General features: G+C 48.6%; 24 protein-coding genes. All 24 read left to right on the forward strand.

The features are described from left to right. Positions 1 to 62 precede the first annotated feature (62 nt). On the forward strand, positions 63 to 2189 hold the full coding sequence (locus tag VLX91_06035; protein ID HUI29757.1) for a flagellar hook-basal body complex protein: 2127 nt from the start codon (positions 63 to 65) through the stop codon (positions 2187 to 2189). A 76-nt stretch (positions 2190 to 2265) separates the two neighbouring features. Then, on the forward strand, positions 2266 to 2475 hold the full coding sequence (locus VLX91_06040) for a flagellar FlbD family protein (GenBank protein ID HUI29758.1): 210 nt from the start codon (positions 2266 to 2268) through the stop codon (positions 2473 to 2475). Between the two features lie 252 nt (positions 2476 to 2727). Continuing rightward, entirely contained in the window at positions 2728 to 3261 is a 534-nt protein-coding gene (locus tag VLX91_06045; protein ID HUI29759.1) for a flagellar basal body-associated FliL family protein, read from the forward strand. 7 nt (positions 3262 to 3268) lie between these two features. Further along, positions 3269 to 4270 carry a flagellar motor switch protein FliM gene (fliM, locus tag VLX91_06050; protein HUI29760.1) on the forward strand — a complete coding sequence of 334 codons (1002 nt, stop codon included), beginning with the start codon at positions 3269 to 3271 and terminating at the stop codon, positions 4268 to 4270. A 4-nt stretch (positions 4271 to 4274) separates the two neighbouring features. Then, entirely contained in the window at positions 4275 to 4679 is a 405-nt protein-coding gene (gene fliN / locus VLX91_06055; GenBank protein HUI29761.1) for a flagellar motor switch protein FliN, read from the forward strand. A 38-nt stretch (positions 4680 to 4717) separates the two neighbouring features. Next, positions 4718 to 5053 (forward strand): flagellar biosynthetic protein FliO, encoded by a 336-nt coding sequence (gene fliO, locus VLX91_06060; protein ID HUI29762.1) that lies wholly within the window; start codon positions 4718 to 4720, stop codon positions 5051 to 5053. Continuing rightward, on the forward strand, positions 5050 to 5805 hold the full coding sequence (fliP, locus tag VLX91_06065; GenBank protein HUI29763.1) for a flagellar type III secretion system pore protein FliP: 756 nt from the start codon (positions 5050 to 5052) through the stop codon (positions 5803 to 5805). The genes fliO and fliP overlap by 4 nt, the downstream gene beginning before the upstream one ends. Positions 5806 to 5812: 7 nt before the next feature. Then, positions 5813 to 6079 carry a flagellar biosynthesis protein FliQ gene (gene fliQ / locus VLX91_06070; GenBank protein HUI29764.1) on the forward strand — a complete coding sequence of 89 codons (267 nt, stop codon included), beginning with the start codon at positions 5813 to 5815 and terminating at the stop codon, positions 6077 to 6079. Between the two features lie 55 nt (positions 6080 to 6134). After that, entirely contained in the window at positions 6135 to 6902 is a 768-nt protein-coding gene (gene fliR / locus VLX91_06075) for a flagellar biosynthetic protein FliR (protein ID HUI29765.1), read from the forward strand. Positions 6903 to 6948: 46 nt separating this feature from the next. Next, positions 6949 to 8049: a flagellar biosynthesis protein FlhB gene (gene flhB / locus VLX91_06080; GenBank protein HUI29766.1), complete on the forward strand. Its 1101-nt coding sequence runs from the start codon at positions 6949 to 6951 to the stop codon at positions 8047 to 8049. 1 nt (position 8050) lies between these two features. After that, the gene (flhA, locus tag VLX91_06085) at positions 8051 to 10129 is read left to right on the forward strand and encodes a flagellar biosynthesis protein FlhA (GenBank protein HUI29767.1); all 2079 of its coding nucleotides are present in this window, start codon (positions 8051 to 8053) and stop codon (positions 10127 to 10129) included. Then, entirely contained in the window at positions 10126 to 11397 is a 1272-nt protein-coding gene (flhF, locus tag VLX91_06090; protein HUI29768.1) for a flagellar biosynthesis protein FlhF, read from the forward strand. The genes flhA and flhF overlap by 4 nt, the downstream gene beginning before the upstream one ends. Continuing rightward, entirely contained in the window at positions 11390 to 12223 is an 834-nt protein-coding gene (locus VLX91_06095; protein HUI29769.1) for a P-loop NTPase, read from the forward strand. The genes flhF and VLX91_06095 overlap by 8 nt, the downstream gene beginning before the upstream one ends. Next, positions 12223 to 12471, forward strand: a complete 249-nt coding sequence (locus VLX91_06100) for a hypothetical protein (protein ID HUI29770.1) — start codon at positions 12223 to 12225, stop codon at positions 12469 to 12471. The genes VLX91_06095 and VLX91_06100 overlap by 1 nt, the downstream gene beginning before the upstream one ends. Next, entirely contained in the window at positions 12468 to 13217 is a 750-nt protein-coding gene (locus VLX91_06105; GenBank protein ID HUI29771.1) for a FliA/WhiG family RNA polymerase sigma factor, read from the forward strand. Before VLX91_06100 ends, VLX91_06105 begins: the two co-directional genes overlap by 4 nt. A gap of 14 nt (positions 13218 to 13231) precedes the next feature. Next, positions 13232 to 14380, forward strand: coding sequence for an HDOD domain-containing protein (locus VLX91_06110; protein HUI29772.1), 1149 nt, complete (start codon positions 13232 to 13234; stop codon positions 14378 to 14380). Continuing rightward, complete coding sequence (locus VLX91_06115; protein ID HUI29773.1) at positions 14362 to 15222, forward strand: HDOD domain-containing protein; 861 nt, start codon at positions 14362 to 14364, stop codon at positions 15220 to 15222. The genes VLX91_06110 and VLX91_06115 overlap by 19 nt, the downstream gene beginning before the upstream one ends. 21 nt (positions 15223 to 15243) lie before the next feature. Then, on the forward strand, positions 15244 to 16635 hold the full coding sequence (locus VLX91_06120; protein ID HUI29774.1) for an ATP-binding protein: 1392 nt from the start codon (positions 15244 to 15246) through the stop codon (positions 16633 to 16635). Beyond that, positions 16635 to 17306, forward strand: a complete 672-nt coding sequence (locus VLX91_06125) for a hypothetical protein (GenBank protein ID HUI29775.1) — start codon at positions 16635 to 16637, stop codon at positions 17304 to 17306. Before VLX91_06120 ends, VLX91_06125 begins: the two co-directional genes overlap by 1 nt. Next, the gene (gene flgF, locus VLX91_06130) at positions 17303 to 18052 is read left to right on the forward strand and encodes a flagellar basal-body rod protein FlgF (protein ID HUI29776.1); all 750 of its coding nucleotides are present in this window, start codon (positions 17303 to 17305) and stop codon (positions 18050 to 18052) included. The genes VLX91_06125 and flgF overlap by 4 nt, the downstream gene beginning before the upstream one ends. Before the next feature lie 57 nt (positions 18053 to 18109). Beyond that, positions 18110 to 18901 (forward strand): flagellar basal-body rod protein FlgG, encoded by a 792-nt coding sequence (gene flgG, locus VLX91_06135; GenBank protein HUI29777.1) that lies wholly within the window; start codon positions 18110 to 18112, stop codon positions 18899 to 18901. Positions 18902 to 18905: 4 nt separating this feature from the next. Further along, complete coding sequence (gene flgA, locus VLX91_06140) at positions 18906 to 19727, forward strand: flagellar basal body P-ring formation chaperone FlgA (protein ID HUI29778.1); 822 nt, start codon at positions 18906 to 18908, stop codon at positions 19725 to 19727. Between the two features lie 95 nt (positions 19728 to 19822). Further along, positions 19823 to 20386: a flagellar basal body L-ring protein FlgH gene (locus tag VLX91_06145; protein ID HUI29779.1), complete on the forward strand. Its 564-nt coding sequence runs from the start codon at positions 19823 to 19825 to the stop codon at positions 20384 to 20386. 8 nt (positions 20387 to 20394) lie between these two features. Continuing rightward, complete coding sequence (locus VLX91_06150) at positions 20395 to 21483, forward strand: flagellar basal body P-ring protein FlgI (GenBank protein ID HUI29780.1); 1089 nt, start codon at positions 20395 to 20397, stop codon at positions 21481 to 21483.

Raw genomic sequence — 21483 nt, forward strand, 5'->3', positions numbered from 1 at the left:
GGAGCCCTCTAGGCGCCGACTGACTGAAGCGCTTAAACAAAAAAACATAGGAGGGTTATAAAATGCCATTCAGCGGTTCTCTCACCTCAGCTGTTTCCGGTCTAACGAATCATCAAACAATGATGGACACGATCGCAAACAATATCGCGAACGTTGATACGATCGGTTTCAAGTCAAGCCGGGTCACGTTCAGCGAAGCGTTTGATCAAATCCTGCGAAACGCGACCGGACCGACCGCACTCAGCGGCGGAACAAATCCGATTCAAGTCGGTCTCGGAATGACCGTCCAATCTATTGACACACTAATGAGTCAGGGAAATCTCGAAACCACCGGCCAGACCACCGATCTTGCTCTACAAGGAGATGGTTTCTTCATCGTAAACTTGAACGGCGATCAATACTATACTCGCGCCGGTGCGTTCCAGTTCGATGGAACGGGAAGATTGGTCGATCCCGGTACAGGCGCCATCGTCCAGGGAAAGGTTGCCGATGCTCAAGGCGATTTGCCTGTCGGCTCTGCGGTCCAGGATATATCGATTCCTTTTGGACAGAAGTCACCTGCAAAAGCGTCGACCTACATAAAACTTACGGGAAACCTTGATTCCTCTCAGACGCCACTTGGGACAATCCTTAAATCAAATTCGGTCTTTGCTATCGACAACGGTAGTTATGATGTCGAAGGACTCTTAGCTGCGGACAACGGCGGTGGAAACAACCACATCGTAACCGGCATGGTGCCTGATTCAACCACCCTGACCGTGACTGTTGATGGAACAGCAAACACATATACCTATGTCTCCGTGGATTCCGGGAATGGGAAAGGGGACTTTCACACACTGCAGGATCTTGTGAATGAAATAAACTACAGCTTGAATCAGCAATTTGGTGGTACATCGCCTCTTACCGCTTCAGTTGATGCCGCGACGGGTACGATTAAAATAGTGAACGGTGATGCTACCAACACACATTCGGTACAGATAACAAGCACCAACCCGGTGCTTCAATCTGCAATGGAAGCTGCGAATCCGAAAACATTGGCGGTGAACGGCGGAACTCTTACCACGCAGGAATTCTCGCACGTAGCGACGTCCGCAGACCTTCTGACAGATTTGAGAAATGCTCTGGGTAAAAGCATGGGGATTCAAAACAACGACGATATCGACATTAATGCAAAAGTAAACGACACTTCCGTTACACAAGGCGTGCTGCAGGTAACCGGTGCGAGCACCACCTACGGTGACCTCGCTAAAAGTGTCAATGCCGCTTTCGGAATTTCAAATTCTACCGGCACGACGATAGATCCTGATACGGGTGCATTGACAATCAACGGAGATGGCGGCTCGGCTCATGCGATTACTAACGTCGATATAACCGACGGGACAACTCCTTCAACCGGATTCGACGGCGTTTTCAGCGCGAGTCCGGGAGACTGGAGCCAGACCCAGGCGGCGACAGACGTCCAGCAGAATATTTCCACGACGATCTACGATTCGCTCGGCGATCAATATAACGTTACACTTGCATTCACGCGCGACGTTACCCGTCCGAACACTTGGACGTGGAAAGCTTCCGTTAGTGATCCAGCAGAAATAACCGGCGGCGGAAGCGGCACAGCGGTCTTCAACAACGATGGTTCATTGAACACTTTCACATTTGACGACGGCTCTACAACTCTACAGATCAATCCCCGTAAAGTTGGCGATGCGGCAAACTTAAGTGCAGATCTGATAAGCCTTAGTCTTAATGTCGGTGCGAAAGGAGACTTTTCTGGCTTGACACAGATGAGCGGCGCGTCGACAACCGTTTCCGGTCAGCAGGACGGTTACGGGCTCGGCACGCTTACGAGCGAATCGATTGACCAGAACGGTAAGATCATTGGCGAATTCTCAAATGGAACCACAAGGACGCTTGGTGAAGTAATGGTCGCAACTTTCGACAACCCCGGCGGGCTCATCAGAAAGGGCGGAAACTTATACGGAGTCTCTGCGAGTACCGGCAATGCGATAATCGGTGAAGCAGGAACTGCCATACCGGCGCAGGTAGTCAGTGGCTCGCTTGAGCAATCGAACGTCGATCTGGCAACCGAGTTGTCCAACATGATCGTGGCCGAAAGAGGATACCAGGCAAACGCACAGGTGATAACGACAAGCAGCTCGATGCTGAGCGACTTGGTCAATAGTATAAGGTAAAATCTAAATGATAGACCTCACCCGACCCTCTCCTGAAGTAGGAGAGGGAAGGGCAAGGTCAATGGTGAGGTGCAACATGATTCGACTTACTCAGATAAATGGAGAGGAAATCGTCGTCAATGCGGAGCTGATAGAAACAATTGAAAAAGCTCACGACACAATTGTCACTCTGACGACGACACGGAGGATCAGGGTCAAGGATGAAGTCGATGTTATTATTGACAAGGTAGTTGAATACCGACGAAGAGTGGCATTGCCAAAGGTGGAAAACAAGTCGGAGAGTTAGAAAGCGGGGGACTCGCCGCAAGCTTATCCGCATCCACAGTTCAAGCACTCGATTCTTAGAACATATCAAGTTTCACAAGCCCTTTCCAGTCCTCATCACAATATTAACCACTTGCTCAATATTAAGCACTTCAAAGATCTGGACCTGTCCAAAAGCCTCTAATTTTTTCGAATTCGCGCAATCATATCGGCATACCGGTTGAGTTCAATGGTGCTGTGGATAATAAAACTATGAATACGAGGCTTAGTTAAAATGGCGGAAACAGTTCAACAAATCGCAGATGCTGCACGCGGGACGATTGCCGAAAAACCCGCGGCCAAATCCAAGAAGCCATTCATGATAATTTCCGTCGTGGCTTTACAATTGGTAGGTGCATATTTCCTTGTCGGATTCCTGCTTCGACATGGTGGCACGGACTCTCAAGGGGCGACGCCATCGACCAAGCAGGTGGCCGTTACTCAGAGAGGTGGAGCCGATCCAAGTTTTGATCATGTTTATATCGTGAAAGATCTGATCGTAAACCCCGCGGGGACAAACGGGTTGAGATTTTTATTGACCACGGTCGGATTGGAAGTAACTTCGGAGGAGACCGTCAAGGAATTGGAAAAGCGGGATGTTCAAATTCATGATTCGATCATAGGGATTTTGTCCAGTAAAACCTTGCCGGAGCTTGACGAGGCGGTATCGAGGGACAGCCTGAAGATTTCCATAAAGTCACAGGTCAACAAAGAGTTGATGACGGGTTCGGTGATCAATGTTTATTTCAGCAAGTTCATAATTCAGTGAGAAGAAAATGCCTGAAGTACTTTCGCAATCAGAAATAGATAGTCTCCTTGCCGGAATCGGGAAAGAATCTCCCGCAGAGACGAAGGAGGCCGTTCAGAAGGAGGAACATGAAGTCCAAGGCTTTGATTTTCGCAGACCGAACCGTGTGTCAAAAAATCAATTGAGGATTCTTCAAGCCGTACATGAGACATTCGCAGAGCTTTTCAGCTTTTACCTCGCTTCGAAACTTCAAACGCAAGTTTCTATTTCAGTAAGCTCCGTTGACCAGCTCTTCTATTCCGAATATCAACTCTCGATCGGCAGTCCTACCTGTCTCTATGTGTTCAACATGGAAAATGCTGAGGGGCGAGGGGTGCTGGAGTTTTCTCCCACGTTGGTTTTTGCGATTGTCGAAAGGCTGCTCGGCGGCGGTGCGGCGGAACCGAACAGAAAACTCCGCGCCGTTACTGAAATTGAGAAGAGCCTGGTGAAAACCACGATAGACAAAGCTCTCTCTGATCTGCAGAATGCCTGGAGGTCTATCAGCAACCTGAAGTTCAAGCTGGAGCGATTCGAGAGCGAAGCAGATTTCCTTCAAATTGCCCCCGCAAGCGAAATAGTCCTCATCGTTTCTTTCGATGTCCAGATTGCGAACACAGGCTACCTCATGAACGTGTGCTTCCCGACGTTTTCTCTGGAGGATATTATCCAGCGGCTGAATTTGCAGTATGTTGCTCCTCTCGCGGGCGGTGCGACCGGACAGAGAATGAAATCAGAGGCAACGTTGAAGAATATTTCCACGACGGAGCTTCCGGTAAGCGTAATTTTGGGAAAATCCATGATAACGCTGCGAGATTTGATCGGGCTCCAGATGGGAGACGTGATAATTCTGGACTCCAAGCGGGACGGCTTGCTCCCGGTGAAGATAGCTTCGCGTACAAAATTTTTTGCGAGAGTCGGCGTCCACGATGATCATAAGGCAGTTAAAATAGTCAGAACGGCTTCCGAAGAGGAACAAAACGGAGAATAATTAAATGGCAGACGAAAAAAAACAGGCATCCGAAATCGTAAAGCAACCCAAAGAAAGCAGTCCTTCCGCCAAAAGCATAAAGGACCCTGCATTTGAAAATTTGTCCGATGCAAACCGCGGTGACTCTAACGGTCCGAGCGGGAAGGAAAATAAGATCGATCTACTTCTCGATTTAAATCTCAACGTGAGTGTAGAACTCGGGAAGACCTCCATGGTCATTAAAGATATCCTTGAATTGGGACGCGGATCAATTATTGAGTTCGACAAGCTTGTTAGCGAGCCCGTCGACATCCTTGTTAATGGGAGGAAAATGGCGGAGGGTGAAGTTGTGGTAGTCGATAAACATTTTGGAATTCGGATAACCAGCATGGTTGATCCTGTCGAGAGGCTGAAAGGACTGAAGAAGTAGAAGAATGCAAGTAAAAGGAAAGATTGGATAGAATAATCATGGACTGGCTCATCTTGAAGACTTTTCTGACCCTTGTTTTTATTATTGCGCTCATGTTCGGAGTTCTGTTTGTCGTTCGGAAATATTTCCACGCCAGACCCCATTTTGTAAATAATAATTTGAAGGTCCTGACCTCTCTCCACCTCCAACCGAAGAAAGCAATTTATCTGGTAAGGGTGTTCAACAAAGTCATGCTGGTTGGCGTAAGCGACAATAATATTGCCACCCTCGGGGAAATAACCGACTCCGAAATATTGAATAAACTTGAAACTTCCGAGGCTGCCGGTCATGGAAAAGGCTTTGCAGAAATCCTGAAAGGGTTTTCGCTCAGATGAAAAAGATTATTGCCTTGTCCTTGATTCTTGTTTGCTTCTCGGTGGTCGTGCCCTCCTTACATGCGCAGACTTCCATCCCGATTCCCAAAGTCACGCTTGGAGTCGATAAGGCGACGAAGCCGCAGGACGTCGCGGTCACTCTTCAAATACTTTTCTTCATGACGGTACTTTCTCTTGCGCCGGCAATTCTGATTATGACTACCGCTTTTCCAAGGATAGTCATCGCTCTTTATTTCCTCAAACAGGCGCTCGGCACTCAAACTATGCCTCCTTCGCAGCTTCTGATCGGGCTGGCGATGTTCCTGACCTTCTTTGTCATGGCACCGACCTGGAGCAAGGTTAACGATTCGGCTTTCCAGCCTTATTTGAAGAATGAAATCTCAATCGACTCGGCTTACAATGCCGGCGTTAAACCTATCCGCGTTTTTATGCTCAGGCAGACCCGCGAGAAAGATCTCGCCATGATGGTACATCTGGCAAACTTGGACCGCCCGCAGACTCCCGACGATCTACCGACCTATGTGATAATTCCTGCGTTCGCGATCAGTGAAATGCGGATCGGATTTGAAATAGGCTTCCTGATTTTCATCCCTTTCCTGATGATAGACATGATCGTTGCAAGCATTCTCATGTCCATGGGAATGATGATGCTTCCGCCAATGATGATTTCGCTTCCCATGAAAATACTTTTGTTTGTCCTGGTCGACGGCTGGTATTTGCTGGTCGGCTCGCTTGTGCAGAGTTTCAAATGAGGAAGAAATGACAGAAGAATTTGTAATTGGAATAGCACGGGACGCTTTTTATACGGTTTTCATAGTGGCCGCACCGGCACTTCTGGTTTCCGTCATCGTCGGCTTAATGATCTCGATCTTCCAGGCTGCAACTTCGATCAATGAGATGACGCTGACGTTCGTTCCGAAAATCATAGCGATCGGAATTGTCTGCATCATTCTTCTTCCTTTCATGATGGAGAAGGTTCTTGATTTCGCTAAACACATATTCGAGATAATTCCGACATTGAAATGAAGACAAGAAGTTTACAGGTAGAGTGCCGCGAAAATAGAAAAGCAAAGAAACTAAGATGAATTTCTACGCAGAAAAATTCGTGATCTTCTTGCTGGTCTTTATCAGAACTGCATCGATGTTTGCCACTGCGCCGTTGTATGGTAACCAGGCAATCCCCGGACAACTCAAGATCTGGGCGGCGGCATTTTTCGCATTTGCAATTTTCCCGTTGATCGCATCCGCCAATCCGACGATATCGCTTGATCTCGGCTCGCTCATTATCCTGGGAATCCAGGAAGCCATCGTGGGCTCGGCAATAGGATTTTCCCTTGGAATTATTTTTCACGGCGTCGTTTATGCCGGAGACCTTTTCGGGATTGTCATGGGTTTTTCAATATCAAGCGTGATCGATCGCCAGAACGGGTTCAACGTTCCGGTCATCGGCCAGTTTGAGTACATCGTCGCGATATTCATCTTCCTCATTTTGGATGGGCACCTTTTCCTCGTGGAAGCATTGAAGATGAGCTACACTGCTGTACCAGTATCTGGATTGAAGATAAGCGAAGGGGTCGTGAGTACGTTTGTTCATCTGACGGGCATGGTTTTCCTGACGGCAATAAAAGTCGGAGCGCCGGTTATCGTTTCCCTGTTCCTCACCGATGTCCTGATGGGAATAATTTCAAGAATGGTTCCGCAGCTTAATGTGTTTTTTGTCGGAATGCCGCTCAAAGCCGGCATCGGGCTCTTTACGATTATGGCTTCGCTTCCTTTTTTCGTTTTTGTTTTTGGAAAACTGTTGGGCGCTTTCGAGAGAGATGTAATCGAAATGGTTAGGCTGATGTGAGGGTATCCGCAATGCAAATGACTATGCGAAATATGGACAATGACTAATGGCTGAGCAGAGTTTTCAAGAAAAAACCGAACCGGCAACGCCGAAACGGCGTCGGGAGTTGAAACGTGACGGCAGAGTTGCCAAGAGTATCGAACTCACCACAGCAGCAGTGCTTTTGATTGGAACGGTGATCATGTATATGCTCGGCAGACAATTTGTTGCACAGATTGCGGACATCATGAGAGATTTCCTCTCTCTTTCTCATGGATACGATCTGAACGAAGGTAATCTCGGTGCACTTGCATTTTCTCTTTTGCTGAGGTTTGTCTTGATCGTCGGGCCCATTCTTCTCGTGGTAATGATTGCGGGCGTCACAACGAACTTATTGCAGTCGGGCTTTCTTTTGACTTTGAAACCTCTCCGGCCCAAAGGAAACACTTTCAATCCGGCAAACGGGATTAAGAAATTGGGATTTTCTCAGCGGTCCATGATGGAATTGACTAAAAGCATTTTCAAATTAAGCCTCGTCGGATTGTTCGGATATTTTACCGTCAGGAATCTTCTATCAAGTTCCGTGAAACTCACGGACAGCTCACCTTCTGAAATTTTTGCGTTCATGGGGACAAGCGCATTTTCGGTCGCGATGAAGGTCTCATCGGCTTTCGTGGCGCTTGCAGGCGTCGACTATTATTTCCAGCGGAGAAAATTTGAGCGTGAGATAAGAATGACCAAGCAGGAAGTAAAGGAAGAGCACAAGCAGGAAGAAGGCGATCCGGCAGTCAAGGGAAGAATCCGCCGCGAGATGATTAAACGGCATCGGATGAGAATGATGCAGGCTGTGCCGAAGGCAGACGTTGTTGTGACGAACCCTACGCACTATGCAGTCGCTATCAAATACGACGCAAAGGAAATGCCGGCTCCAAAAGTCGTTGCAAAAGGCAAAGATTTTATTGCGCAGAAGATCAAAGAGATTGCGATCGAAAACAATGTTCCTATCGTGGAAGATAAACCGCTCGCCCAAGTTCTGTACAAGACGGTCGAGATCGACGGACAGATTCCGCCGGATCTGTTCAGGGCAGTGGCACAGATACTTGCTTATATATATCAAATGAAATCGCGTTCACCCGGAAATAGAAAACCAAGATTGAGAAGAAATTAGCATGTCGGCAGCAGTAGAAAGAATTTCGAACAGTAGAGCGTTTAAGTTTGTCGGAAGCAACACGGACCTTGTCCTTGCGGGTCTGGTGATTCTCATACTTTCCCTTATGATCGTCCCATTGCCACCGTTCATGCTCGATGTCCTGATCTCTGCTAACATAACATTTGCGATCGTCCTTCTTATGGTTGCGATGTACGTTACAAGCCCGCTTGAGCTTTCCGCCTTTCCGGGGCTGCTCCTCATTCTCACTCTTTACCGTTTGTCGTTGAACGTCGCTTCGGCCCGATCGATTCTCAGCCGGGGATATGCCGGTGAAGTCATCCACGCATTCGGATCTTTCGTGGTACAAGGAAATTATGTGGTCGGCGTGATCATATTCATTATTCTCGCGACCATACAGTTTGTGGTTATCATAAAAGGTTCGGGCAGAATAGCTGAGGTGGCGGCAAGATTTACTTTAGATGCGATGCCCGGAAAACAGATGAGCATCGATGCGGATCTGAACTCCGGTCTTATAAATGAACAGGAGGCGAGGCAGCGCCGTTCAAGATTGCAGAGGGAGGCCGACTTCTTTGGAGCGATGGACGGCGCGAGTAAGTTTGTGCGCGGCGATGCGATTGCAGGAGTAGTGATCATTCTCGTGAATATCATAGGTGGATTCATTATCGGAATGGTCCAGATGGATCTGACTTTCCAGGAATCGCTTGCAAGATATACGCTGTTGACGATCGGTGACGGTCTGGTGACACAAATTCCTGCGCTTGTCATTTCCACGGCGGCTGGCATGGTTGTCACAAGAAGTGGATCGGGAAATCAACTCGATGTGGAATTAAAGGCCCAGCTCTTTTCGCGGCCGAAGGCGCTGTACATCGCGGGCGGCACGCTAGGATTTTTCGCGATAATTCCGGGCCTGCCGACCGTACCATTTCTTGCGCTTGCTTCACTCATTACCGCCGCCGGATACATGCGTTCGCAGATTATGGCGAAGGAACCTCCGAAGGCTGCAGTTGAAGCGCAAGCCGCTCCCAAGAAGGAAGAAAAAATTGAATCTTATCTGCAGGTGGATCCTATCGAGGTGGAAATCGGTTACGGCCTGGTCTCCATGGTGGACGAAGAAGCCGGCGGCGATCTCTTCCAGCGGATCACAAATCTCAGAAAGCAAATTGCGCTCGAACTCGGTCTGATGGTTCCGCCGATTCGAGTCCGCGACAATCTTCAATTGCAGGCGAGCCAGTACGTGATCAAAATACGGGGAGTGCAGGTTGCTGAAGGCCAATTATACACCGACCACTATCTTGCAATGAGCCCGAATATGAAAGAAGATGATCTGCCGGGGATTTTCACTACCGATCCGACGTTTGGGTTGCCCTCAATATGGATTGAGAAATCACAGCGCGACAGTGCTGAAGTTCTCGGATTTACAGTCGTGGAAGCTCCGGCAGTCCTTACTACTCATCTGTGCGAAACGCTGAAGAGGAACGCGGACAGAATCCTAAGTCGCCAGGAGATCAAGATGCTCCTTGATAACCTCAAGAAAGAGTACCAGGCGCTCGTCGATGAGATCAATCCGGAGCAGCTGCCATTCGGCACGATCCAAAAAGTTTTGCAGAATCTTTTGAAAGAGCGAATACCGATTCGCGACCTCGTAACTATCATCGAATCGCTGCTGGATTATTCTAAAGTCACGAAGAACACAGAAGTCCTCACCGAGTATGTGAGACACGCACTTTCTGAAACCATCGCAGCGCTCTACGCAGATCATGCCGGAGTAATTCACGCTATCGCGCTCGACCCGAGCGTTGAACAAATTTTATCAAACTCGCTTCAAACACAGAAGGAAGTAACAACTACTCTTGGACTTTCGCCGGAAGTTACCAAAGTCATCAATGCCAGCGTGGCAAGTAATGCGGAGCGTGCGCAAACGCTGGGATATGACCCCATAGTCATCTGCTCCGCAACTGTCCGCTTGTATTTCTACCGGCTCGTCCACGTAAACTTACCGCAGGTTTCCGTAACGTCGTACACGGAACTTCCGGCCCGCACCGAGATTGACATCATCGGAAGGATAGTGGCACAATGAGAATAAAGAAATTTTTTGGAATAACGGCAAAGGAAGCGGCCGACAAGATGCGCGCCGAATTTGGAGAAGAGGCAATTATTTTGAACACGCGGAGACTCGCCAAAGGTGGGTTACTCGGTGTCGGCGGCGGCGAATATTTCGAGGTGACTGCCGCATTTGACGAAGGACTGACGCCGGAGTCTCCCGTAAAATCGAAGCCTGTTCCTGCTGATGCTCGCGAAGAGGTGTTGAACGGGCTGCGCCAGCTTACATCGCAATTCGAAGGGAAAAGGAAAAGTGATATCAATACCCCGAGAGGACAGGAGAAGCGCGCTGTTCGGGAAAGCGGCAGGACAATGGCAGGCGTCGGCGGTGAGATGCTTAAGCAAGAGCTCAACGATGTTAAGAGCGCGCTCGGTGAATTGGCACAGCATATCAAACACTCGAAGATGCCGATACTTCCGGAGACCTTGAAAAATGTTTATACAACGCTTGTCGAAAGCGAAGTCGAGGAAGATATCGCGCTCGAAGTTGTCCAAATCTGTAACCACAAGCTCAACGGGAACGAGCTGGACAATCAGTCCACGGTGGATACTTTTATCTATAATTCAATAACGCAGCGCATCATGGAGTCTCCGGTCCGGAGGCTCGACAGGAAGGGATATATCGTGGCACTGGTCGGACCGACAGGAGTCGGCAAAACCACGACCGTCGCGAAACTCGCTTCGATCAATAAATTAGTCAAAGGCGAAAAAGTAGCTTTGATAACTGCAGACACGTACAGGATCGGCGCGATCGACCAACTGAAGGCATTCGCAGACATCGCTTCGATTCCAATGTCGGTTGTTTATACGCCTGATGAAATGATCCTGGCTATAAGAAAATTTTCAGGATTCGACACCATTTATATAGACACGGTTGGGAGAAGCCAGCGAAGTGCAGACAAGATCCTCGAGCTGGGCCGCTTCATGGATGCCGCGGATCCAAATGAAGTACACCTTGTGATGAGTGCAAACTTTTCGTTGTCGGTTACACGGGATGTCTACAAAAAATTCAAGGGCTTGAAGCCGAACAGGCTGCTGATCACAAAAATCGACGAAGCGGTCTCATTTGGAACGATTCTCAGCCTGGCACGAGATTCAAGACTTCCGTTCTCATTCATGACTAACGGTCAAAACGTCCCCGACGATATCGAGCCTGTGTCGGCGAAGAAACTTGCAGGGATGATTTATCGTACCGGTGTCTCCGGCGTGTCAGCATTGGCACTCTTGGGAGAGACGCATGCTTGACCAGGCTGTAAAACTAAGGGAAGTTGTAAGCGCGCAGACGAAAGTCTTGCCTATCGGCAAATTGCCGTACAAGGTTGCGGTCGTCAGCGGAAAGGGGGGGGTTGGAAAAAGCAACATCGTTCTCAATCTCGGAATGGCGTTAGCCCGCGGCGGGGCGCGGGTCCTGTTAGTCGATGGCAACGTGAACTTGTCGAACCTGGACATTCTTTGCGCCGCCTCTCCCAAATATCGTCTCCTTGATGTCGTTGACGGCACAGCGCAGCTCAAAGATGCTGTTGCAGAAATATCACCTAACGTGTTTCTCCTTGCGGGATCCTCCGATGGGAGATTGAAAAAATTGAGCTCGGGTGATGCTGCTGTTCTTTTCAGGGAAGTTGGACTAATGGAGCCGGTGTTCCAGTATGCCTTGATCGATACGGCGGGTGGAATTGTGCAGGAATCCATTTCGCTTGCCCTGTTGTCCGATGAAGTGTTTGTGGTTGCGACGCCTGAACCGACGGCTGTAATGGATGCTTATGTCCTCGTGAAAGTGCTGAAGCGGATCAATTCCAACGCAGACTTGAAGCTACTCATCAATATGGCGAAAAGCGCCGAGGAAGCCGAAGAAGTGAAAGCGAAATTCGACCTCGTGAGCGAACATTTCCTCAATCTTAAGGTCGATTACGCAGGCTTCATTCCTTCAGATCAGGCCATTGAGCAAGCCGTGAGCGTTCAATCGCCACTGTTGCAGGAATTTCCTGATTCCCTGTCATCCAGCGCAATCAAATTGATCGCAGACGGAATCCTGGCAAGGCGAGAATCTGAATCCAGCGGAAGGAAAGAGTGATGGAAAAGTTAGCTATAAAAATACCAACGCTGATATTCTTTTTGGCGGTTATCTATTTCGTATCAAACGGATCCGACGCAATCGATTCAATAGTCAGATCCTTCTTGATTGCCTTCGGTACCGCACTGATCATTTTAATATTGACCATGATGCTGGTTTTCTTTTTGACTATTCGCGAAGGCAGACACGAAAACATAAAAACTCTCGGCGTCAAAGATACCGGGAAGAAAGTTGAGATGCAGGCATGACTACGCAGGCAAAGACGCAGGATGTTGAGTCTCTTTGGCAGAGATATTCAAAGCGCAAGACCGCCTCGATAAAAAAAGAGCTTGTGCTCTTTTATATGTATCTCGTAAAATTCGCCGCAAGGGGAATAAGCCTTCCTCCGCGATGCGTATTCAATAATGACGATCTTATGAGCATTGGGATCATCGGACTCAGCGAAGCGATCGAGAGATTCGACCCCTACCGTGGAGTGAAGTTTGAAACGTACGCCTCACAGCGAATCCGTGGGATCATGCTGGATGAGATAAGGAAAGTCGACTGGCTCCCGCGGTCGATCCGTGACAAATATAAGAAGGCCTGGAAATCGCTGAGCGAGCTTGACATGGATAGAATCGACGGCGAGCAGTATGCCCAGGCCATTAACATGACGGTCAGAGAGTTTGATCGGATAAAAGGTTACCTTGCGAATTCGGAAGCGGTATCACTCACGAAGAGCATCGGAGACGACATGACTCTTGAAGATGTGGTAAGCGGTGACAGCGAAGTCGTCGAACAATATGAAGACGACGAAACGAAAGAGCAGCTTGTCGAGATATTGAAGCAGCTTCCTGAGAGAGAGCGTATGGTGATGACTCTTTACTATTACGAAGAAATCACTTTCAAAGAAATCGGAAAAATCCTAGGCATAAGCGAATCGAGAGTCTCTCAAATCCATTCCGAAGTTCTCGATAAAGTCAAGGATCTCTTCAGAAAGGCAGTCGAACTATGATAGAGGTTGGACAATTGACTGACAAATTATCATCGATAAGAGAGCTCCCCACCTTTCCGACTACGGCGTTGGAAGTGATGAGGCTCGCAAGCGACGCGGAAACGAGCGCAGCAGAACTTTCTCGAATAGTTTCAAGAGATCCTGCGCTTTCGGCGAGAATACTTCGAGTTGCAAACTCGCCGTATTACGGCTTTGCTAAGAAGATTTCGACGATCGAATGGGCAATAGTAGCCCTTGGTTTCGAGACGCTTCGCGAGACCGTGCTGTCCCTGACCTTGATCGATCTCTTCAGAGGCGCGGCAATGAAAAACTTCGATCCGCGAAAATTCTGGAAACATGCAGTCGATACCGCATGCGCAGCGAGGTCGCTCGCGAAGGAAATGAAGAATAGAGTTCCCGGCGAGGCTTATGCTGCCGGTTTGCTCCATGATATCGGAGTCCTTGTCCTGTATAGGTTTTTCCCGGACGATTTCGCCGAAATTCAAAAATTGGTCGGTCGTGACGCCATGACACTTTCTCAGGCAGAGCTCGTGGTGGTCGGAACATCTCATGCCGACATCGGAGCATGGCTTGCAGAAAAATGGAATTTTCCTCTGAATTTTGTTGAGGCGATACGATATCATCATGCGCCGGGCTCTGCCCAAATCAATCCCGAGTTGACCGCGATAGTCCATGTGGCAAATCAGATTGCTTGCTCAGATGGTTATTCATGCTCTGATGATCCGTCAAAATTTGATCCTGCCGCGGTCCAAATAGTGGGCATCGACAAGCTTGGAGTCTCGGTCGCCTCGCTCGCCGATAAGTATATAAATGATGACTCTTCTTTGGCTGTGAGTATCAAAGTTCCAATCATGGACTATGCTCTTGGAGATGACGGCCATGACGGGAAAAGAAAGCATAAGAGATCTCTAACGGAAGACACGACCGAAGAGACACTCCGGAATTTTTTCAAGGCGGCGATTAAGCTCCTCCCGACGACCGAGAGACTCGTGCTGACTTTGAAGCTCTTTGAAGGCTTGGATATGAAGCAGGTTGCAATAGTGCTGGGGTATGATGAGGCAAGAGTTGCGGAGTATTACAAGAACGCCGTTTCGGTTCTTCAACAAATGGCAGAACGTGCGATACTTACAAACAGGTTGGACCAATGGAAAACGAGATACTAAAAGAGAAAGTTCAGAATATTATCCAGCTTCCCGCTCTCCCGGCGATTGCGGTGGAGGTGGCTTCGCTCATCGACAACCCGAACACGAGCGTCTCGAGGATCACGCAGGTAATTTCCGCTGATCAGGTATTGACAGCGAAGGTGCTTAAGATCGCGAATTCTCCATTCTATGGATTCCAGAAAAAAATATCGACACTCGATTTTGCCATCATGGTACTCGGCTTCGATTCTCTCAAGGAAATCCTCATCAGCGTCTCGTTGATAAGTGCATTCAAGAAAAAACAGGACAAGTATTTCGACTCGCGTGAATTTTGGGAGCACTCGCTAGCATCTGCCATTGCAGCACGTACTCTGGCGAGGCAATTGGGATACAGGATAAGCGGTGAGTCGTTTGTCGCGGGGCTTCTCCACGACATCGGCATCCTCGTCACCCACCAGTATTTCTACGAGGATTACAAGAGAATTGTCGAAGCGGTTACGGACGGGAAAGCAACGTTCCAGGATACGGAGCAGGAAGTGTTGTTTGCTACACATGGAGAGATAGGCGCATGGCTTGCCGAAAGATGGAATCTCCCCGACCAGCTTATCGAAACGATAAAATTTCATCACAAGCCCGAACTTGCGGAAAGAAATCCCCAGCTGACCGCACTGATCCATTTTGTCGATTACTTGTGTCATAAACTTCAGATCGGCATGTTCTCTTACGAAAGGGTTGAAACCTACAATCCTCAAGCTCTGAAAACTCTGAATTTGTCCGAGTCGGAGGTCACCCAATCTTTCCTGGATACATTCGGGTCGAGACTGCGTCAAGATCTGGAAAAAACTTTTGTCGGGATAATCTGATTCATTCGTGGAGCGTTGGCAATGAAAAAAGAAGTTGTTGAACAGGAATGTGTGAAGACGAGCGTCACTGATGCCGTCGAAGTCGTCGAGCGGTTCATGGAAACGCGCGAAAGTTATGTCCGCGCACTGGAAACTGCCGTTCAGGCATTAAAAAACAAAATCGACTTTCATGAAAAAACGGAAAGCACGATAAAGCAATCGATCGATGAATTGCTGGCTGTCCAACGGCTCGGCAATATCATTAGCACCTCGAGCGATTCTGTCTCGGTCTTCGATTCATTGCTTGATCTCACCCGTCAGGTCATCCCCGTCGAAGAGAGCATGATTTTCGAAGTCGGAAATTCCAGATCGCGTGTCAATCCGTTTCTTCAGATATGCACGGAATATATGATGAAAAGTTGTCAGCATTTGTTGGAGGAAGGAATTCTCGATTGGGTAATCGAACAGAAAAAGACGACTGTGGTTCCCGATTTAAATTCTTCGGTGGGGGAAATAGGCGAGCGGAATTTTGTCGTGGTGCCGCTCGTACTGAGGAGCGAAGCGATTGGAGTTTATGTGATTCATACCGAAAGAGTCAGCAAGGCTCTTTCCGAACACGATTTGGCACTTCTCGGCGTGCTCGCAAACCAGGCGGCGGTCGCCATAGAGAACCTCAGAAATGTTGAAAAACTCCGGAATGCAGCCGATGAATTGAAGAAATCACAATCGCAGATGGTTCACGCTGCAAAGCTTGCTTCGCTTGGCGAACTTGCCGGTGGCGTGGCACACGAGATAAATAATCCTCTCCAAATTCTGCTCGGCCATGTCGCCCTTCTTTCGCAAGGCAAGGATGTCGAGCACAGAATCGAAATCATACGAAACCAGGTCCAACGGATCGCACAGATTACCAGGCAGCTTGTTTCATTCTCACGAAGCGTTCCGGACGAGCTTGATCACGAGCCCCTGAACGTCAACTGGGCGATCGATGAAATAATCGCTTTGGTGGACTACCAATTCAAAAATCGCGGGATTGAGTTTGACTTGAGATATTCGGATGATCTTCCGCCGCTCGATTCCAATAAGAATTATCTGCAGCAGGGTTTTCTCAACTTACTCTTGAATGCCAAGGACGCGATGCCTAACGGCGGCAAGATGCTGATCTCTACGGAGTATCATGACGGAAAGATATTCATCCGTTTTTCAGATACCGGTGTCGGGATCAAGAAAGAAAACATGGCAAAGATATTCGAGCCTTTTTTCACGACAAAAGAACCTGGCAAAGGGACAGGATTGGGACTTTCGATAACGAGAGGAATCATAAGGAAACTCAGTGGAGAAATTAAAGTTGACAGCGTCGAAGGTCGTGGTACGACATTTACGATTTTCATACCTGTAAAGAAGAGTTTAGAGACAACCAACGGAGGAAATAGATAATGTTTGGGATGATATTATGTTTGCTTTCGGATTCAACTGCGGTGGACATTAGGGCGCTGGTGTCCCGGGACATTGACAAGGCGACTAACGCATCCGGAAGTGCAAGTCAGAGTTTTGTCCAGAGGGTTTTAGAAGTGCCCGAATTTGTGCTGATTACCGAGCTTGCTATGATTCTGATAATGGCCGGGCTGTTTGTTGCTCTGGTAATTCGATTCCGCAAGATAGCAAAGGAACAGAATCGCAGAATCGCCTACGTGCAGAAGATAAAGGCGAAAATGCAGCCCTCCATCTCGCGGGCGGAGGTCGAGAGAATTCTCAATCAAATTGCGACCGAAAAATTTAAGGCTTACGAGATGGCACACGGAAATTATTATGTTGACTATGATGGCAAGCTCGACTCTGATGAGGCGATCCACGAGATGGCAAGGTCACACAAAATGGAATCCGAACGCCTGAACTTCGCGCTGTCCGCCGCCTCACAGTCGGCGAGGCAAGGCGGGGCGAAATTTAAAGAGGCGTTCGCTCTTGTGAGCGAAGATTCTAACCTGACCGTCCTCGCACGTCAACTAAACATGGGAAAGGGTGAGCTTGAGCTTATACTTGCCCTCAAGAGAAGCAAGATCGCAAATTCAAAACATTTGTCCGGGAGCACCGAAAGGAACGGGTTATGATCAAAGGAATTTACACGAGCGCGCTTGGACTGCTGCCGCTTCAAAAGAAACTTGAAGTGATTGCAAACAATCTTGCCAACGTGAACACGACGGCGTTCAAAAGGGACGACGCCTTTGCAAACGAGTTGATCTCTGCAAAGACTCTCCTGCATAATGGTACAACCGATCCCGTTGAGAAAGACGTCGATGAACAAACCACCACTGATTTTTCGCAGGGCACGCTTCGCGAGACAGGCAATACTCTAGATGTAGCAATTGACGGTCAGGGTTTTTTTGCGGTAGAAACAAATGATGGAGTAAAGCTCACGCGTGACGGTTCGTTTACGATCTCGACCGATGGAACTCTTGTTACAAGAAATGGCGATGCCGTCATGGGAACCGGCGGATCGATCAAAATTGACGACATACAGGATCTGCAAAAGAGCCAGCTCGTAATTGAGCGCGACGGAGTGGTCAAGGCAGGGAACAAAATCTATGGACAAATTCAAATTGTGTCTCCTGAGAATTTGAATCAGCTTTCGAAATCCGGAGAAAATTCGTACACGTTCAAGACCGATAGTGCCTTAAAGCAAATCGATCCGTCAGCATATACGGTCAGGCAGGGATTTTTAGAAGGCTCGAATGTCAACCCGATCGATGAAATGGTCGCGATGATCCAGATTCAACAGAATTTCGAAGCCGGCCAGAAGGCAATCCAAAGTCAGGATACATCGCTCGGGCAATCGAACGATGTCGGCAAGATATAGGACCATGAAAACGGGAAGTCAGAATTTTAGAATTAGCGTTTTAATTCGGAGGGAAAAATGGAACGAGCATTGAAAACGGCGGCAAGCGGAATGTACGCCCAGCAGCTTAACGTCGATGCGATAGCAAACAACCTGGCAAACGTAAATACGACCGCGTTCAAGGATACAAGAGTCGAATTTCAGGATTTGATGTACGAGACCTTGCGCGCTACCGGTGTACCCGATCAGCAAGGCGGCACGCCACCGGCTGAGCTTCAGGTTGGAGATGGGACTGTACCATCATCCACGACGAGAGATTTCAGCCAGGGAGGCCTAACGCCGACACAGAACCAGCTCGACTTCGGCATACAGGGCGACGGCTTTTTCAGAATCAGGATGCCCGACGGAACCGATTCGTATACCCGTGACGGCTCCTTCAAGATTTCCAGCGATGGAAATCTTGTGACCTCCAACGGTTATATCGTGGAGCCAGGACTTACGATTCCGCAAGACACGACAGGTCTGGCCGTCGGGAGCGACGGAACTATCCAGGCAACTCTTTCCGGTCAGACAAATCCCGTGACCCTCGGACAGCTTCAGCTTGCAAAGTTCGTAAACCCTGCGGGACTGCATGCTGTCGGAAGCAACTTGTATCAAGAAACTGTCGCATCCGGGACGCCAATTCTCGGCAATGCGGGTTCCACAGGCTTCGGCATGATTCAACAAGGTTATCTGGAATCGTCTAACGTCTCAGTAGTAACCGAGATGGTCAACATGATTCAAGCCGAAAGAGCTTATGAGATAAACTCAAAGGCAATTCAAACCGCAAACAACATGATGCAGCAGGCAAATAATCTCAAGGGACAATAACAACATGGAATATTGGAGTGATCAAGCATTGGGTCATTCGATGGATGCCGGTATAGATCGAGGCGTTTCATGGCGCTTAAGAAAGAAAAGACTTGCCAACATGAGGAAGCGATCACTTAGTTCACCCCACGTCCCCTTTCTTATTGTAGCCGCAATCGTCACGGTATTTGCGACCGTCCCTGTGGATTTGCTCGCACAAAGCATCACCGGCGAATCAGTGAAGTCAGCCGTGGAAAACTACGTAAGAAAATCTGTACCGCCGTCGGTAGATGCAGTAATCGAATTCAAAGACTTGAAGCAGAGTTACTCATCGCCACAGGTAAACTGTAGCCTCGTTGTTTCCTCGGCAAATTCCGTCAACATGAAAGGGCTTGTCACTTTTTTGATAAAGGCCGTCTCCCCGCAGGATAATGTTGTGACAATCCCAGTAACGGTCAAGATCAGGACTTTTCAGAATGTTGTCGTGGCGGCTCAAACAATACAGCCGCATTGCGTGATTGAAGCGGAGCAAGTAACTGTAGTGAAGACGGAATCGACTGAAATGTCGAATCCCGTTACAAATCTAAATCAATTGAAGAGCAAATGGACCTCAAGATGGATACAAAGCGGAAAGGCGCTGACGCTCGATATGTTTGATGATGAACCGATGGTCAAGCGAGGAGACGACGTGGTGATCATCGTTAAGACCAAAAATGTCGTGGTGCGTGAACAGGGCAGCGCGATGCAGGATGGGAAGCTGAACGATGTAATAAGCGTCATAAATGAATACAGAGACAATCTTCACGCGAAAGTTACAGGCAAAGGCGAAGTCGCTTTGGTGAATTGAGCATGGAGCAGCAGGTAAAAATAGTTAGAATAGCAAAGGCACAAATTGGCACGTTCCTCGGCGCGCAGTTGCCTCATTAGAATGGAGTTGAGATGATGAAAACATTCTTTATAGTAATATTATTTTCGGAAATCGCGTTCGCTCAGGTGATGCAAAATCCGAGCAACTCACTGTTTGCGGACTATAAGGCGTCGAAAATCGGAGATGCGGTCACGGTCATCGTGATGGAACAGAATTCCGCCTCGAAGGATGCCTCGACCAACACGAGCAGACAAAGCACAATAAGTGGAAGCGGTCAGGCCACCTACGGGAGTAAGAATCTTCCTTCTGGCTCACTTCAACTCGGTACAGACAATGAATTCAAAGGGAGCGGCTCGACTAGCGAAGCCGGGACCATGCAAGCCGTCATCAGTGCGCGCGTAGTGAAAGTCGACGAGTACGGCAATCTCGAAATCACGGGAAGCAGGTTCATCTCCGTGAATGGTCAGGATCAGATCATGAAAATCAGCGGCATCATCCGTCCCTCGGATATTCAGCCGGACAATACAATTTCTTCATCATACATTTCCGACGCGAAAATAATCTTTGAAGGGTCCGGCTCTATCGACCGAGCGCAAAGTCCCGGCTGGCTGACCAAAATTTTCCACTGGCTTTTCTGAGGTGTACCATGAAAAAGATTTTTCTTATCCTGACAGTGTTGACGTCTCTTGCCGATGCGACTCGTATAAAAGACATTGCATACGTCAAAGGCGTAAATGATTATCAGGTTATAGGTTACGGACTCGTAGTCGGGCTCAATGGGACCGGCGACTCGCAGATTTCAACCTTCACAGAGCAATCGGTCGCGAGCATGTTGAAAAGGTTCGGCATAACCGTGACTCAATCGCAGATACGGATGCGAAATGTCGCAGCAGTTATGGTGGTGTCGTCGATTCCAGCATTTGCAAGCAGCGGGGCTGCTGTCGATGTGACAGTCTCTTCGATGGGTGATGGGACCAGCTTGCAAGGTGGCACGCTCCTCCTCACGGATCTCATCGGGCAGGACGGCAAAATCTATGCGACAGCTCAAGGTCCGCTCGCAGTCGGCGGCTTCGACATTCGTGCCGCCGGCACGATGGTACAGAGGAATTTCACGACAACCGGAAGAATCCCTAACGGCGGACTTGTGCAGCAGTCTCCTCCGATCGAATTTGTTGATAACTGGATGCTGTCACTTGTTCTTTCTCAGCAAGACTTCACGACAGCCAACAGGGTGGCGGACGCCATCAATCAAAACACAGGATCCAAAATCGCCGATGCCATAGACGGTGCCACAATAAATGTCCAGGTACCGCAGCCTTACCAATCCAAAGACAAGCTGGTACAGTTTATCGCGCAAATCGAATCTCTGCAGGTGGTTCCGGATGTCATGGCACGCGTCGTCATCAACGAGAGAACCGGTACGGTTGTGGTCGGACAAAACGTTACCGTGCTCCCGGTAGCGATTTCGCACGGTAATTTGAATATAGAGATTCAGGCATATCCGGTCATTTCACAGCCTGCGCCGTTTTCGCAAGGACAGACTGTGGTAACTCAAGAAGCAACCGCTGCAGTGAATCAAGAAGAAAGCTCCATGGTCGCAATCAACAGCGCCGCTACCGTCCAGGACATTGCATCCGCATTGAATTCACTGAAGGTTAAGCCCCGTGACATCATCGCGATATTCCAGGCGCTGAAAGCGGCAGGTGCATTGAAGGCGGAACTAGTCATACTGTAA

This window comes from Candidatus Acidiferrales bacterium (genome assembly GCA_035515795.1).
Classification (GTDB): Bacteria; Bacteroidota; Ignavibacteria; order Kryptoniales; family JAKASW01; genus JAKASW01.

Bases quoted from the DNA above. Each gene is read 5' to 3' on its own strand.
- fliM (HUI29760.1), top strand. From the start codon at position 3,269: ATGCCTGAAGTACTTTCGCAATCAGAAATAGATAGTCTCCTTGCCGGA.
- flgG (HUI29777.1), top strand. From the start codon at position 18,110: ATGGAACGAGCATTGAAAACGGCGGCAAGCGGAATGTACGCCCAGCAG.
- fliP (HUI29763.1), top strand. From the start codon at position 5,050: ATGAAAAAGATTATTGCCTTGTCCTTGATTCTTGTTTGCTTCTCGGTG.
- VLX91_06045 (HUI29759.1), top strand. From the start codon at position 2,728: ATGGCGGAAACAGTTCAACAAATCGCAGATGCTGCACGCGGGACGATT.
- fliN (HUI29761.1), top strand. From the start codon at position 4,275: ATGGCAGACGAAAAAAAACAGGCATCCGAAATCGTAAAGCAACCCAAA.
- VLX91_06115 (HUI29773.1), top strand. From the start codon at position 14,362: ATGGAAAACGAGATACTAAAAGAGAAAGTTCAGAATATTATCCAGCTT.
- VLX91_06145 (HUI29779.1), top strand. From the start codon at position 19,823: ATGAAAACATTCTTTATAGTAATATTATTTTCGGAAATCGCGTTCGCT.
- flhF (HUI29768.1), top strand. From the start codon at position 10,126: ATGAGAATAAAGAAATTTTTTGGAATAACGGCAAAGGAAGCGGCCGAC.
- VLX91_06105 (HUI29771.1), top strand. From the start codon at position 12,468: ATGACTACGCAGGCAAAGACGCAGGATGTTGAGTCTCTTTGGCAGAGA.
- VLX91_06120 (HUI29774.1), top strand. From the start codon at position 15,244: ATGAAAAAAGAAGTTGTTGAACAGGAATGTGTGAAGACGAGCGTCACT.
- VLX91_06150 (HUI29780.1), top strand. From the start codon at position 20,395: ATGAAAAAGATTTTTCTTATCCTGACAGTGTTGACGTCTCTTGCCGAT.
- VLX91_06100 (HUI29770.1), top strand. From the start codon at position 12,223: ATGGAAAAGTTAGCTATAAAAATACCAACGCTGATATTCTTTTTGGCG.
- flhB (HUI29766.1), top strand. From the start codon at position 6,949: ATGGCTGAGCAGAGTTTTCAAGAAAAAACCGAACCGGCAACGCCGAAA.
- VLX91_06125 (HUI29775.1), top strand. From the start codon at position 16,635: ATGTTTGGGATGATATTATGTTTGCTTTCGGATTCAACTGCGGTGGAC.
- flgA (HUI29778.1), top strand. From the start codon at position 18,906: ATGGAATATTGGAGTGATCAAGCATTGGGTCATTCGATGGATGCCGGT.
- fliR (HUI29765.1), top strand. From the start codon at position 6,135: ATGAATTTCTACGCAGAAAAATTCGTGATCTTCTTGCTGGTCTTTATC.
- VLX91_06095 (HUI29769.1), top strand. From the start codon at position 11,390: ATGCTTGACCAGGCTGTAAAACTAAGGGAAGTTGTAAGCGCGCAGACG.
- VLX91_06040 (HUI29758.1), top strand. From the start codon at position 2,266: ATGATTCGACTTACTCAGATAAATGGAGAGGAAATCGTCGTCAATGCG.
- fliO (HUI29762.1), top strand. From the start codon at position 4,718: ATGGACTGGCTCATCTTGAAGACTTTTCTGACCCTTGTTTTTATTATT.
- flhA (HUI29767.1), top strand. From the start codon at position 8,051: ATGTCGGCAGCAGTAGAAAGAATTTCGAACAGTAGAGCGTTTAAGTTT.
- VLX91_06035 (HUI29757.1), top strand. From the start codon at position 63: ATGCCATTCAGCGGTTCTCTCACCTCAGCTGTTTCCGGTCTAACGAAT.
- flgF (HUI29776.1), top strand. From the start codon at position 17,303: ATGATCAAAGGAATTTACACGAGCGCGCTTGGACTGCTGCCGCTTCAA.
- fliQ (HUI29764.1), top strand. From the start codon at position 5,813: ATGACAGAAGAATTTGTAATTGGAATAGCACGGGACGCTTTTTATACG.